16 protein-coding genes are annotated in these 14,336 nt (G+C 40.8%); 14 read left to right on the top strand and 2 right to left on the bottom strand.

The window, feature by feature from the left end; genetic code table 11:
- The first annotated feature begins 23 nt into the window (after positions 1-23).
- The 12 genes from hemA to ACXZ1K_RS18495 all read left to right on the top strand — a co-directional run bounded on the left by hemA (position 24) and on the right by ACXZ1K_RS18495 (position 11,144).
- Positions 24-1,250: a glutamyl-tRNA reductase gene (hemA, locus tag ACXZ1K_RS18550; protein ID WP_458971175.1), complete on the top strand. Its 1,227-nt coding sequence runs from the start codon at positions 24-26 to the stop codon at positions 1,248-1,250.
- 24 nt (positions 1,251-1,274) lie between these two features.
- A complete protein-coding gene (hemC, locus tag ACXZ1K_RS18545; RefSeq protein WP_458971174.1) occupies positions 1,275-2,855 on the top strand; it encodes a hydroxymethylbilane synthase in 1,581 nt (526 codons plus the stop codon).
- 31 nt (positions 2,856-2,886) lie between these two features.
- The gene (hemB, locus tag ACXZ1K_RS18540) at positions 2,887-3,855 is read left to right on the top strand and encodes a porphobilinogen synthase (protein ID WP_458971173.1); all 969 of its coding nucleotides are present in this window, start codon (positions 2,887-2,889) and stop codon (positions 3,853-3,855) included.
- A gap of 22 nt (positions 3,856-3,877) precedes the next feature.
- Entirely contained in the window at positions 3,878-5,233 is a 1,356-nt protein-coding gene (gene hemL, locus ACXZ1K_RS18535) for a glutamate-1-semialdehyde 2,1-aminomutase (protein ID WP_458971172.1), read from the top strand.
- 40 nt (positions 5,234-5,273) lie between these two features.
- Positions 5,274-6,140, top strand: coding sequence for a sensor histidine kinase (locus ACXZ1K_RS18530; RefSeq protein ID WP_458971171.1), 867 nt, complete (start codon positions 5,274-5,276; stop codon positions 6,138-6,140).
- Between the two features lie 2 nt (positions 6,141-6,142).
- Positions 6,143-6,847 carry a response regulator transcription factor gene (locus ACXZ1K_RS18525; protein ID WP_108203296.1) on the top strand — a complete coding sequence of 235 codons (705 nt, stop codon included), beginning with the start codon at positions 6,143-6,145 and terminating at the stop codon, positions 6,845-6,847.
- A complete protein-coding gene (locus ACXZ1K_RS18520; protein ID WP_458971170.1) occupies positions 6,847-7,362 on the top strand; it encodes a hypothetical protein in 516 nt (171 codons plus the stop codon). Before ACXZ1K_RS18525 ends, ACXZ1K_RS18520 begins: the two co-directional genes overlap by 1 nt.
- A 14-nt stretch (positions 7,363-7,376) precedes the next feature.
- Positions 7,377-8,399, top strand: a complete 1,023-nt coding sequence (hemE, locus tag ACXZ1K_RS18515; RefSeq protein ID WP_458971169.1) for a uroporphyrinogen decarboxylase — start codon at positions 7,377-7,379, stop codon at positions 8,397-8,399.
- A gap of 1 nt (position 8,400) precedes the next feature.
- The gene (hemJ, locus tag ACXZ1K_RS18510; RefSeq protein WP_458971168.1) at positions 8,401-8,949 is read left to right on the top strand and encodes a protoporphyrinogen oxidase HemJ; all 549 of its coding nucleotides are present in this window, start codon (positions 8,401-8,403) and stop codon (positions 8,947-8,949) included.
- A 65-nt stretch (positions 8,950-9,014) separates the two neighbouring features.
- Complete coding sequence (locus ACXZ1K_RS18505; protein WP_458971167.1) at positions 9,015-9,581, top strand: RNA polymerase sigma factor; 567 nt, start codon at positions 9,015-9,017, stop codon at positions 9,579-9,581.
- The gene (locus ACXZ1K_RS18500; RefSeq protein WP_458971166.1) at positions 9,571-10,281 is read left to right on the top strand and encodes a hypothetical protein; all 711 of its coding nucleotides are present in this window, start codon (positions 9,571-9,573) and stop codon (positions 10,279-10,281) included. Before ACXZ1K_RS18505 ends, ACXZ1K_RS18500 begins: the two co-directional genes overlap by 11 nt.
- A gap of 32 nt (positions 10,282-10,313) precedes the next feature.
- Positions 10,314-11,144, top strand: coding sequence for an outer membrane beta-barrel protein (locus ACXZ1K_RS18495; RefSeq protein ID WP_458971165.1), 831 nt, complete (start codon positions 10,314-10,316; stop codon positions 11,142-11,144).
- A gap of 147 nt (positions 11,145-11,291) precedes the next feature.
- Here the strand turns inward: ACXZ1K_RS18495 and ACXZ1K_RS18490 are convergent, their stop codons facing one another.
- Positions 11,292-11,576: a hypothetical protein gene (locus tag ACXZ1K_RS18490; protein WP_458971164.1), complete on the bottom strand. Its 285-nt coding sequence runs from the start codon at positions 11,574-11,576 to the stop codon at positions 11,292-11,294.
- Positions 11,577-11,585: 9 nt separating this feature from the next.
- Positions 11,586-12,113 (bottom strand): hypothetical protein, encoded by a 528-nt coding sequence (locus ACXZ1K_RS18485; RefSeq protein ID WP_458971163.1) that lies wholly within the window; start codon positions 12,111-12,113, stop codon positions 11,586-11,588.
- A gap of 292 nt (positions 12,114-12,405) precedes the next feature.
- Between ACXZ1K_RS18485 and ACXZ1K_RS18480 the strand changes: the two genes are divergently transcribed.
- Together ACXZ1K_RS18480 and ACXZ1K_RS18475 are read left to right on the top strand one after the other, a co-directional pair.
- The gene (locus tag ACXZ1K_RS18480) at positions 12,406-13,182 is read left to right on the top strand and encodes an alpha/beta fold hydrolase (RefSeq protein WP_458971162.1); all 777 of its coding nucleotides are present in this window, start codon (positions 12,406-12,408) and stop codon (positions 13,180-13,182) included.
- A gap of 827 nt (positions 13,183-14,009) precedes the next feature.
- A complete protein-coding gene (locus ACXZ1K_RS18475) occupies positions 14,010-14,318 on the top strand; it encodes a hypothetical protein (RefSeq protein WP_458971161.1) in 309 nt (102 codons plus the stop codon).
- The last annotated feature ends 18 nt before the right edge of the window (positions 14,319-14,336 follow it).

Raw genomic sequence — 14,336 nt, 5'->3', positions numbered from 1 at the left:
CTAAAATAAACAGAGCAACAAATTTGGAATATTTAAAGATCATTGCTTTCACACATAAACATATCGACCTAAAGTCTTTAGGGAAGCTTGTTATTTGTGAGCAGACACTCGACGACAGGCTGCGTAATATCCAGGCTGAACTTGGTGTTAAAGAAATATTCTATGTAGGAACCTGCAACAGGGTAGAATTTGTTTTCACATGTAGCAGCGAGATCAACAAAGATTTCATCAGGCATTTCCTTACCGTATTGAACATGGGTTTACCAGAACAATACATGGATCAGTTTATTGAAAATGTTTCCGTTTATGAGCAGGTAGAAGCCTTTAACCACTTGCTGCGTACTTCCTGTTCGCTGGAAAGTTTGGTGGTTGGCGAGAAGGAAATCCTTGCGCAGCTGCGCAGGGCTTATGAAGCTTGCAGGGTTGCGGGATTTACCGGAGACTACATGCGTATGATTATGAACCGCGTTGTTAAGACGGCTAAAGAGGTTTATACCCATACCAATATTTCAAAAAACCCGGTATCAATTGTATCCCTTGCTTATCGCAAGCTCCGCGATCTTAAAATGTGCGCAAACTCAAGGCTCCTGATTATCGGCGCCGGTGAAACCAACAGGAACATCGCACAATACCTTAAAAAGCATAAATACTCCAACTTCTCTATATTCAACAGAACGCTGGAAAGCGCTGAGCATCTTGCCAAAGAATTAAACGGTACTGCTTATCCGCTTACAGCACTGGAAAATTATAGCGAAGGCTTCGATGTAATCATTACCTGTACAGGCGCTACGGAGCCTATCATTACAGAAGAAATATATACCAAACTGTTAAAAGGTGATACTGGTAAAAAAGTGATAGTGGATTTGGCGATACCAAATGATACCGCTCCTTCTATATTGACCAAGTTCCCTGTACATTACATAGAGGTAGAATCTTTAAAAGAAATTGCCCGTAAAAATATCCAGGAACGTTACGATGAGCTGGTGAATGCGGAGCACATTATCGAGGAAAACATCAAAGATTTTGAACTGGTTCTTCGCCAGCGCAAAATCGAGATCGCCATGAGCGGCGTACCTCAAAAGATCAAGGAAATTAAGCATACTGCTATCAATGCTATTTTTGCCGATGAGATCAATGGAATGGATGAAAATTCAAGACTAATACTGGAACGTGTAATGAATTACATGGAGAAAAAATGTATTAGTGTTCCAATGGTTATGGCAAAGGAGATATTGGTAAAGAATAGCTAAATTTGCGGAAAAATTAGCATTAGCGTGAAAAGACTTACTATTGGTACAAGAGGCAGCGACCTGGCTTTATGGCAAGCCAATTTCATTAAAGATAAACTTGCAGAAATAGGCGTAGAAGCCGATTTGAAAATTATCAAAACCCAGGGGGATAAGATTTTAAACCTTAGGCTTGATAAACTGGAAGGCAAGGGCTTTTTTACCAAAGAACTGGAAGAAGAGCTATTAGGTGCCACTATTGACATCGCCGTCCATTCCCATAAAGATTTACCTACTGTACACCCGGCCGGCTTAACAATTGCTGCGGTTACAGAAAGAGAAGATCCATCAGAATTATTATTAATCCTGAAAGACTGCGTAGACGTCACCAAAAGACTTTCGTTAAAAAATGGCGCTATGGTTGGAACTTCCTCCAACAGACGTAAAGCACAATTGCTTGCCTTGCGTCCTGATCTGAACATCGAGGATTTGAGAGGGAATGTACCCACAAGGATTGGCAAACTCAGGGATGAGAATTATGATGCCATTATGATTGCCAGGGCAGGTGTGAATCGCTTAAATATTGATCTTTCTGAATTTCATGTGGAGGTAGTGGATACCACTGAGCTTGTTCCTGCGCCAGCACAGGGAGCTTTGGCTATCCAAATAAGAGAAAACGACACAGAGCTATTTAATCTCCTTCAAAAAATACATGATCCCAATACTGCTGAGCAGATTGCTGTAGAACGTAAGGTGCTCAATCTTTTTGAAGGCGGTTGTCACATGCCGCTGGGCTGTTATTGCAAAAAAGAGAATGGCCAGTATGAAATCTGGACTTCAAAAGCAGAAACTGATGAAGACTTTCCTGACCGACTGTTCTTGAGGGTAGATTCCCTGGAAGGCGTAGCTGAAAAGATAGTAGCTAAGTTCGCTGCTGATAGAAAAAAGCCGGCCAAAGTGTTTATCTCAAGGGAGATTGGCGAGCATAGCTATTTCAGAAAAGCGTTAGAAAAACACAATATAGAGATAGAAGGTCGTTCTTTGATCCGCACTTTTCCTATTGTTAACATACTTGATCCTTTTTACCTGAAAAATATAGACTGGGTGTTTTTCAGCAGCAGAAATGCGGTAGAATATTTCTTCAAGCTCAAGCCATCTCTTTCCAAAAAGATTAAATACGGTGTAGTTGGTCGCGGTAGCGAAGATGCCTTAAGAAAATACGGTGAGCTTGCAGATTACGTAGGTGAAAGCGGCGACATCAAAGAAGTTGCGGATGATTTTGCAGCTTTAGTTGGCGGTCAGACCGTATTATTCCCTCGTGCCCAGGATTCTTTATTAAGTATTCAGAAATCTTTGAAAGAAGATACAAAGATTGTCGATTTACCGATCTATGAAACTGTTGTTGAGGATGATATTGATCAAACCCATGCTGATGTCCTGATCTTTACTTCTCCGAGTAATGTAGATGCCTATTTTGCCAACAATCTGTTAGACCCAGGTCAGCAGGTGATTGCCATTGGCAATTCTACCGGGAAGAAGTTTGACGAGATGGGGGTTAAGTATGCACTTCCATATTCACCAGATGAGATCGGATTATCCGAAGCAGTTTTCGGAATAGAATTAAAATAGTATTCAGGTATTAGTATTTAGATTTAGAGATATGGTGAATCGTCCGCGTAGATTAAGAAAGAATCCTTTAGTGAGGGAAATGGTGGCAGAAACGAGGCTTTCTAAGGATATGTTTATCTATCCCTATTTTGTGGTACCAGGTAAAAATGTAACCCACCCTATAGCAGCAATGCCGGGGATTAGTCACTTCTCTGAAGACACACTTTTAAGCGATGTAGAAAAAGGGCTAAAACTGGGCGTGAACAAGATCATGCTGTTTGGCGTTGGCGATGAAAAAAGTGAGGATGCAGCATCGGCATATCACGACCATTCACTTGTTCCTTCAGCAGTTCGCTTATTGAAAAAAAACTTTGGTGATGACCTCTATGTGGTTACTGATGTTTGTGTATGTTCTTATACCACACACGGACATTGCGGCATCCTGGAGAACGACTACGTTCAAAATGACCCAACTGTTGAGGTGATTGCTAAAATGGGATTGGCGCATGCTCAGGCAGGTGCAGATATGCTTGCCCCATCAGATATGATGGACGGGAGGGTTGCTGCGATGCGGAGTGTGCTCGACGGTGCAGGTTATACCAATACCGCGATCATTTCTCATGCCACCAAATTTGCCTCTGCCTATTATGGTCCTTTTAGGGAAGCTGCAGATTGTGCCCCGAGTAAGGGCGATAGAAAGGCCTATCAAATGGACTTTAGAAACCCAAATGAGGCGGTAAGGGAAGCCATGCTGGATGAAGCCGAAGGTGCAGATGTACTGATGGTTAAACCGGGTTTGGCATATTTAGATATTATACAAAGATTAAAACAACAAACGGATTTACCTATTGCTTGTTATAATGTATCAGGAGAGTACTCCATGGTAAAGGCAGCTGCTGAAAAAGGCTGGATAGATGAACAAAAAGTTGTGATGGAAACCATGCATGCATTTGCAAGGGCCGGAGCGAGTATTATAACTACTTACCACATCAGGGATATTGTAGAAAAGAATTGGATGTAATATGTTAGAGTCGTTAAAAAAGATGTTTTCAGGAAATGAGGGTGATGTGCCGGTAAACACGGGCAGTAAACCAGATATTTCACGCGAGAAATCTGCCGAATTGTATGCAAAGGCAAAAAACTATTTTCCGGGAGGGGTAAACTCTCCGGTACGGGCATTCAAATCAGTATATGGTACGCCGCTTTTTATTCAAAAGGGCGATGGGTGTTATGTATGGGATGCGGATGGTAACCAGTTCATTGATTTTTGCGGAAGCTGGGGACCACTAATCCTCGGCCACAATAACGCTAAAGTGCGCGAGAAAGTTACGGAAGTAATGCAAAATGGAATGAGCTTTGGCGCTCCGACTGCATTGGAAAACGAGCTTGCGGAACTGATCATCAACAACAATAAGTTTGTAGAAAAAATCCGCTTTACCAGTTCCGGTACAGAGGCAGTGATGTCGGCCATCAGGTTAGCAAGAGGTTATACCGGTCGCGATAAGATCATCAAGTTTGAAGGCTGTTACCATGGACATACCGATTCATTATTGGTAAAGGCAGGCTCAGGCCTGGTTACCTTTGGAGAAACTTCATCGGCTGGTGTTCCAAAATCATTTGCGGAAGAAACTATCGTTATTCCTTTGAACGATACTGTTGCTATCGAACAGGCATTCGCCCAGTTTAAAGACCAGGTTGCTGCAGTAATCATAGAAGGAATTCCAGCAAATAATGGCTTACTCATGCAGGACCTTGCCTATGTGCAGTTCCTGGAAAAAATCTGTAGGGAAAATGGTGCATTGCTTATTTTTGATGAAGTGATCACCGGTTTCAGGTTAGGATTTGAAGGTGCAGCAGGACATTATGGCATTAAGCCTGACATAGTTACCTATGGTAAAATAATAGGTGGTGGTTTGCCGGTGGGGATGTATGGGGCATCCTCAGAAATCATGGCGCATATCTCTCCAGATGGTGGTGTTTATCAGGCTGGTACACTTTCAGGTAACCCTGTGGCGATGGCTGCGGGCATTGCACAATTAACAGAATTATTAAAATCAGGCTTTTACAAAGACCTGAATGCAAAAGCATCAGAGTTTGCAGAAAGCATACAGCGCTTTGCCACCGCCAGGAACTATAAAGTAAAGGTATTTCATGTAGGATCCATATTCTGGATGGCATTTACCAATAAGGAAAAGATTCAGACTGCAGAAGACATCGATCCCACAAGCATGGAGAAATTCAAGGTGATGCACCGCGAATTGCTTAACAGAGGTATTTACCTTGGTCCTTCGGGTTACGAGGTAGGTTTTGTTTCTGCAGCGCATACCAAAATAGAGCTGGAAAAGGCTAAAAGAGCGATATTTGAAAGTCTGGATGTAGTGTTCAGGGCTAATAAATAATAGTTATATTTATCTGAGTTTATAGTGTAAATACGAGACCTTGAAGAAATCAATTGTTATATTCTACTTTTTGCTGTTGTACTCCGTAGTGCAATTGTTCTCCTGGGGCACACTTGTAGTAAAATTGCAGCCGTCCAGAATGGCCATGGTAATGGGAGAGGGTTCTGTTTTTCTATTCCTGTTGTGTACCGGGGCCTATTTTCTGCATAAATCCATTAAGAAAGAAGATAAGCTCAGAGAGCAGCAGCAGAACTTTCTACTTTCGGTAACTCACGAACTTAAATCGCCTTTGGCGGCTATAAAGCTTTCCCTGCAAACCATTATTAAACGTGATCTGGACAAAGCCAGGCAAACCTCCTTGCTTAACAACTCGTTGAAAGATATTGAGCGACTGGACGATCTGGTAGAGAACATGTTGCTGGCCACCAAGATTGAAAACCGCTCTTATTCCTTCCCCAAAGAGGAATTCGACTTTTCAGAGATGGTGGTAAAAATCACCGATAGGCTCCAAATCCATTCCTGTGGTTGTGAACAAGTCATTAATCCTAAAATACAACCGGGGGTAAAGATAATTGGCGATCCGTTTACACTGTCGTCTGTTGTGACCAACCTGGTAGAAAATGCTGTAAAATATTCCGGCCCCTGTGCAGAAGTAAGCGTGGAATTGAATAACAAAGATGGCCATCCTTTTTTAACCGTATCAGATAAAGGTCCGGGAATTCCTGATGATGAGAAGATGCTTATTTTCGATAAATTTTATCGGGTAGGTGACGAAAATGTCAGGAAATCTAAGGGAACAGGTTTAGGCCTGTTTATTGTTAAAGAAGTATTACAAAAACACGACGCTGATATCAGCGTTAGAGACAACGTACCGCAAGGTGCCATTTTTGAAATTACATTTAGTTAATTATGCCACAGAAATTAAGAATATTACTGGTTGAAGATGAAGACCACTTATTGGATGCCATAAAATTAAACCTTGAACTAGAAGGTTACAAAGTACATGCTGTTAAAGACGGTAAAACTGCTTTAAAAGTTTTTAAGGAAGAGCGTTTTAACCTGATCATCCTGGATGTGATGCTTCCGGAAATGGACGGATTTCAGGTGTGTGAAACCATTCGTTTAGAGAATACTGAAGTTCCAATCCTTTTCTTAACTGCTAAAAATACCAGTGAAGATAGAGTGATGGGCTTAAAGAAAGGTGCTGATGATTATTTAGTAAAACCTTTTAACCTGGAAGAACTGATCCTAAGGGTAGGTATTTTAGTGAAACGCAGCATGAAGGCAGACGATCTAAAAGAATTGAACTCTTATAAGATTGGGGATAAAACCATTTATTTCAACTCTTTTGAGTTAAAGCAAGATGATGGGGTGATTGTACCTTTAACCAAAAAGGAAACCATGCTGTTAAAATTATTGATCGAGCGCAAGAACGAGGCCGTATCACGCGAGCAAATTTTGGAGACTGTTTGGAACTACGATGTTTATCCATCTACAAGAACGATAGATAATTTTATCCTTACTTTCCGCAAGTACTTTGAACCAGATCAAAAAAACCCGGTTTACTTTCATTCCATCAGAGGCGTAGGTTATAAATTTACAGATATTCATTAATGTATAATGCCAAAGGCAGGTATGCCCTGATGGCGATATTTGTTATCGCTGCCCTGGTATGCCTTTACTACGATCAGACGCAATTAGCTGCCTTTGGAGGCCTGCTGGCTGCGTTTGTTTTATGGAGCCATTTTAAGCACAGCTCTATCGTGCTGGCATCGAAATATTACCAACAGGGAGATTACGAGAAAACCGAACGCATTTTGGAAGAGGTTCCTAATCCCGACAGGCTGGCAAAGAAACGCCGCGGATACTACGAGTTTATGCGTGCAAATATTGCGCTTAAAAAAAATGAGTTTGATGTGGCCGAACACCATTTCCAGATAGCGAGTCGCTTTCCTTTAGGAGGAACTAATGACAAAGCCTTTGTCATTATACATCTGGCCAATCTCGCCTTGCGTAAAAAAGACAAAGAACGTAGCCTGGCTTACATTAAACGCGCTAAGGAACTTGCCGTTACCCCAAAAGCAAAAGACATAATTAGTAAAATAGAGAAAGAAGCGAACAGCTTATAAAACAATAGATTTAGATGAACACGTTATTTTTAGATGCAGCATTTTCAAAACCTACAGAACGTCCGCCGGTATGGATGATGAGACAAGCCGGGCGTTTTATGCCACAGTACTGGGAAATAAAGAACAAGTATTCTTTCCTGGAAATGTGCAAAACACCAGAAATTGCTGCAGATGTAACCATGTTGCCTGTAGATCTGTTGGGCATTGACGCTGCAATACTTTTTTGCGATATCCTGGTAACGGGAGAAGCCATGGGCGGACAACTGAGCTTTACCCAGGGCGTTGGTCCGAAATTCGCAAACCCCGTGCGCAGTTTAGCTGATGTAGAAGCCTTAGAAGTAGACGTGCTCGATAGGTTGCAATACGTTGCAGACGCAATTAAAGTGATTCAGCAACGTTTAAACGGCAGTATTCCCCTTATCGGCTTCGCTGGAGCACCTTTTACCGTGATGAGCTATTTGGTAGAAGGCGGATCCTCAAAAGATTTTAAAACTACCAAGTTATTGATCCACAACCATCCTGAAATTGCACACAAGCTATTGGCTAAAATTGCCAGGGTTACAGCAGATTATTTGAACCTGCAAATTGCCGCCGGTGTGAATGCTGTACAAATATTTGATAGCTGGGCACTTGCGCTTTCCTGGAACGATTATAACGAATTTTCTCACCGCTACATCCAGGAAATCATTGCCAATCTGAACAGAAAAGATATTCCAGTAATTTCATTCTGTAAAGGAAGCTCGGTATTTGCGCCAATGATGGCAGAGGCTAGGCCAGATGTCATTTCGGTAGACTGGAATGCCGATCTATTAAACATTAAGAATGCATTGCCTAAAGGTATTGCCGTGCAAGGCAATTTGGACCCACACATCCTATATGCAGATAAGCCAGTGATTAAAAAAGAAATTTACCGGTTGTTTGAGCGGATGCGCGGCACAGAAGGTTTCATATTTAACCTTGGTCATGGGATTATGCCAGATATCCCATTTGATCACGTAAAGTACGCAATAGAAGTAATTAAAGAATTTAAGTATTAATATGGGCCAATACTATTATTACATCCTTTCTGTTCATATCATTTTTGTGGTAAGCTGGATGGCGGGATTGTTTTATAGTGTGCGGCTTTTCATTTACCATACAGAGGCCAACGACCGCCCGGAACTGGAGCGTAACATTCTGCAGAGAGAATACGAGAAGATTGAAGCCAAGCTTTGGAACATCATTACCACGCCTGCTATGGTTCTAACGGTATTGGCAGGCGCAACCATGGTGTACATTAGGCAGGACCTGCTAAGCACGCCCTGGTTCCATGTCAAACTGGGCTTTGTGATCTTATTACTGGTTTACCATTTCAGTTGTCAGCACATCATGAAACAATTAAAGCTGGGCAAATTTAAGCACAGCTCATTCAAGCTGAGGCTATGGAATGAAGTAGCTACCATACTGCTGGTTGCCATTGTATTTACGGTGGTGCTCAAAAGTGCGGTAGACTGGGTATATGGCCTCATTGGCCTTGTTATTTTTTCTATGGTAATTATGTTTGCCGTTAAATGGTACAAACATTATCGTAAAAAGCACGATCAGTAAAATATTTTTTATTTTCCATGCAACCTTTCCTGTAGTTACTTCATCTACACTATACCAAACACACAATGAAGTTGATTAAGCAAAACATAGACGATTTACTGGAGGGCTGTAAAGCTGGCAACCGGAAGATGCAGGAGGCGCTGTATGCGCATACTTCATCCAAGATGATGGCCGTTTGCATGCGCTACGCTAAAGATAGGATGGAGGCCGAAGATGTACTGCAAATGGGGTATGTTAAGGTATTCCAAAAAGTTAAAGAGTACCGTGGGGACGGTGCCTTTGAAGGATGGATCAGGCGGATCATGGTAAACACAGCCATAGAAAGCTACCGTAAAAACCTGCGGAGTATGAATGTAGTTCCGGTAGAGGATGCTTATGAGCAACCAAGCACTGGTTTTGACTTCAGCAGGCTTGGTATGCAGGATTTGATGAAGCTGATCCAAAACCTGGCAGATGGGTACAGAATGGTTTTTAATATGTATGCCATTGAAGGTTATTCGCATAAGGAAATTGCCGATACATTAGGTATTTCTGAAGGAGCAAGTAAATCGCAATTGTCGCGCGCAAGAGCAATATTAAAAGAACAAGTTACAAAAATGGAGAGCATTAGCTATGGCACATATGGAGGATAAGGATTTTGACCAGTTATTTAAAGATAACTTTGAAGATGCGGAAATTACACCACCTGCAAACCTATGGGGGAAGATTAAGCAGGAACTGGAGCCGAAGAAGAAAACAATTTTACCAGCTTACTGGATGGCTGCAGCTGTTGCGGTTATCGCGGTAACGGTTGGATTGCTCATCCCGAAGACGGAGAAGATACAGCTCCGTGGATCAGCAGATTATATGGCCAGCACTATGGTACCAACAGACACGGCCCCACAAGCTGTGGCGGCCGACCAAATCACTGTAACTGAAGCATCAGCTACTGGAGAGAAGAGCACACCATTGGTAATTGCACCGCGCCTTACAGAGGCAGATGTAAAAAAAGATTTTGCTTTGATGCAACCAATTGCTGCCGATCCTCATCCTGATCATGTAAAGGTTGTGGAAGCAAGCACAACCTTAGCCAAGGTTACTGAGCCCGTTACCCCAGTTGATGAAAACATGATCGCAAGTGCAAATGTAACCGAGACTAATAATACAATAACAGAAGTAGAGCAACCGGAACACAGAGGGATAAGAAACGTTGGCGACATTGTAAATATCGTGGTCAGCAAAGTAGATAAAAGAGAAAAGAAATTTATACAATTTAATACAGACGATGATGACAACTCATCTCTGGTTGGAATAAACATTGGGTTTTTGAAATTCAATAGAAAAGATAAATAATAAGACATAAACAATATACAAACCACACCACAATGAGACATCTAATACTTTCAGCACTTTTGGTAAGCGGACTTGCCGGTGCTTCAGTTCAAAACGCTTTCGCTCAACAAGATACCGTTACCACTGTAACGACCACCACGGTGACCACCAAGAAGAAGAAAAACTTTAAAATCAACCTTAATATCGGTGGTGACGAGGAGAAAGCAAAAAAGGACAGTACCAAGCTGGCTAATGCCAACAAGGGGCGTTTCGTTGGAGGAATTACCTTTACCAGGTTTGACCTTGGATTTTCTAAATTAATTGATAATGGCAGTTTCACCCTTTCACCAACAAATGATTTTCTGGAATACAGAGAAAGCAAAACCAGCACTGTATCTTATGATTTATTGCAGATGGGCTACAGGTTTAACAACCATTTTAAAATATATGTTGCAGGTGGGTTAGACTGGACCTTAATCCGTCTTAAAAAGGACATTACCATTAAACCAAACACACCTGAGCTCGCTTATGATACAGAGACCATACATTTTTCTAAGAACAGGTTCTCCAGCAGCTATATTCATATCCCGTTAAACTTTGAGTTGCGGACTAAAGAAGGCGACAATGGCAAACGTTTCTACTTTGTAGTTGGTCCGGAAGTAGGATTTCTTTTAAATGGAATGGTTAAGCAAATAAGTGAGGAGCGTGGTAAAGAGAAATTTAAAGACGACTATACTTTTGCGCCTTTCCGTTATGGCGGTACCGTTAGAATCGGTTACGGCGGTCTCGGAATATTCACAAAATACTATGCAAATGATATGTTTGCCGGTAATGCCCAAAAAGGCTTAAAGAACCTTTCTTTTGGTATCACTTTAGGACTTTAATTAATAGACGAATAAAAACAGAACACACACACCACACACAAATAAAATCAGATTGGAAAGGCCGTTTCAGCAATGAAGCGGTTTTTTTTATGAAAATAATGTAGGATTGGTAAAGGATAGGAAATACTGAAAGTGTTCCGAGGTAGTTTATAGATAGGTTTCAAGCAATTGTTGCCATTCTTGTGCTAACGTAGCAGATGGTCTGGCTTTTCCAGCCCTTTTATACCAATAATCGGCATTCCAAATGTCACCTTCTTTCCGGTGCAGATAGGCATGTACATGCGCTGAAGCAGTATCATTTAGATGATCAATGATAGCATGAGCAGATTGCCAGTCGCCCAAACCATCGTACCATAAGGCTTGCAAGTGTGGTGACAAATTTGCGGGTAAAGCCTTTTCTTCTATTGACTTCAAAAATACTTCAATGTTCATATATGCGCTTTACTTGGCGTTTCCCTTAATCATAATGGCCTTAGATGCAGCTATATTTTCTTTTGAACGCGTCAAAATATTAATGACTGTTAGTTTCTGGTCACCCATATTTAAGTGAACATCATTAGCATCAATAACGTTGATGGATAAAATGTAATTCTCTTCGACTTGCACGTTAACATCATGTACTATTTTGCCATCGATGGAATATAAAGCCGATTTTGTAGCATTTCTAACGTATTTGTTTTTAATCTGCTCAGGCGTTAAAAAAGTAAAGTTTTGTTCCTTCGTGGTAATGTATATCTCTCCACTAGGGGTATCTTTTTTAACGATAATTGAGCTGATTTCTGACTGATCTACAATTGGAAACGTCCTGCCTAACAAAGCGCCATTCAAGTAAATGGCAGGCGCAGAAGCAGAGCTATTTTCCTGATTCGAATAAGTCACTTTAATGCTGTCTGTTTTAGATTGCGCTAAGGTTGTTAAAGAAAAAAATGGAACTATGGCAAGGCAGGCAAGAAGCGCTTTAGTTTTCATATTGATCGATTAAAAATACTTATACCAATATAGCGTAAATATTTTTTATCTTGATATACCAATTCGAACAATGAGCCAAGAAACGAAGGGTAGAGAATTCAGAGGTAATTTTCCCAAATCTGGTCAACAAGATTACCATCTTGGGACTTTGGTCATATCATCAGTGATGTTCCTTGTTAGCTTAAGCTTATGTGCTTATTCAAGCAATAAATTTATTGGGATGTCTTTGGCTTTAATATGCCTGTATAGGATAACCGATTCAATTTATAAGTTGTGCATTCGAAGATAAATTATGGCTAAGACTTATGCTCCTAGACAAACAACCATTCGTGGACGTTCCATTGTATTGGGTGATATAGAGCTATACTATGAGGAATACGGCGAAGGAAAGCCATTAGTGCTTTTGCACGGCTTTGGTGGTTGCGTTCAAAATTGGTACCCTTTCGTAGAAGATCTTTTGGAACGATACAGACTGATCATAGTAGATTTGCGAGGCCACGGTTATTCTACAAATCCCGAAGATAAGTTTACACATCGGGGAGCAGCAAATGACGTGTTCCTTCTGCTTGACCAATTAGAAATAGATCATTTCTCGGCGATGGGGATGAGCACTGGGGGAATGGTTTTGTTGCATATGGCTACCAGTCAACCAAGCCGTGTAGAATCAATGGTTTTAATAAGTGCAACTTCTCATTTCCCCGAACAGGCGAGGTCAATTATGCGCAGAGCTTCTTTTGATACCATGCCGCAAGAAGTGAAAGAAATGTACAGAGAATGTGCAAAATGTGGTGATGAACAAATTCGTAAGCTGCTAGTGCAATTCAACGCGTTTCATCAGGATTACGATGATATGGATTTCCAAGAGGAACTTTTGTCAACCATTACGGCGCGTACGCTTGTTGTGCATGGCGACCGCGATCATTTCTTTCCCATCGAGATCCCTCTTGATATCAGTCGTTCAATCCCTGATGCAGAATTATGGATTATATCCGGCGGAGATCATGTTCCAATTTTCGATAGTAAAGTTCCATTTACGTCAAGAGCATTGCAGTTTCTAAATCATGATTAAACTTATCACGTATACTCACCTAACTGTGTAGTGTAATCTGTTCCGAAACAGGATTTTGAGTGGTGGAAAATTTAGTTATGTTAACGGAATAATATTCTGTGGTTTTACTTTCATTCTTTGAAATTTTCCATCTCTTACATTAACAAGCTTTTCGATCACCTTGCAACGTAGATTTGTAAAATCTTCGCCAGCCATACTGGTTTTATACTGGCAGAGGGTTTCATTGGTTATGAAACGAAGGGCTGTTCGGATGGACAGCCCTTTATTTTTGAACTACTTTAGAAAACATACTTGCAATAATTGAATTTTGATAAATTTATATCCATAGACCGATTATACAGGCTAACAGACTTATCTCAACTCATAAATTCGTTTAAGCTTGAAGATGCTATTAAAAAAGATTCTTCGGTGGCTTAGTCGAATTTATCTCTAGACAAAACTAAGTTCTGTTCAAATTGCATTTTTCTTTAAAATTTTCCGAATTCAACCACTGTTCTCAATTGATTTGAACGGCTGATTAACTTTGTACCACTACAAATCAGAAGCATTTTGAAACTAGAAGAAATCGGGTTTCTTGTTTTACCGATTGAATTTAGTGTCGATTTAGTTGAGGATAGTAAGTGTGTAAAATTTTGGCCTCTATAAGAGGTTTAATTATTTGGTTTATTAAAATGGGGTGGGTTTGGATGAAACACCCCATTTTTATTTCAACACACTATGGTCGTTTGTTTTGATGATAGGAAGTCTTGAATTGCCTAAAAGTTTTATAGGAACACCGTTCATTTCCGGATGCAATTTGTAAATTAGACCGGAATAAAAATAACAATATGTTCTATATACTGATTTTAGCTGCGCTTATCTTTTTCGTAACACATGTTGGTTTGTTACTTACCTCTTTTCCGCAAGCTAAACTTGCCCGCAAACGTTATTTCTATTCTCACCTTACTTTGTGGCTAACCGGAGGTTTCGTGTTTATGCTTGTAGTGTTGTATAGCGGATCCGGCCAGTCTGGGTTTCTGGATTATTTTGATAGCACAAATAAAAAAATAATGATCCTGGTTTTCACCTTTGGGCTTTCACTTTTAGCGCATGCAGTTGTAAAGCTGGTTGTGCTGCCACTCATGAGTAAAAATTAATTGTCATACTGACGTTTA

It is taken from the genome of Pedobacter jaeyakensis (assembly GCF_054461315.1).
The sequence above is the reverse complement of the archived record's forward strand: the minus strand, read 5'-3'. Positions and strand labels throughout refer to the sequence as shown.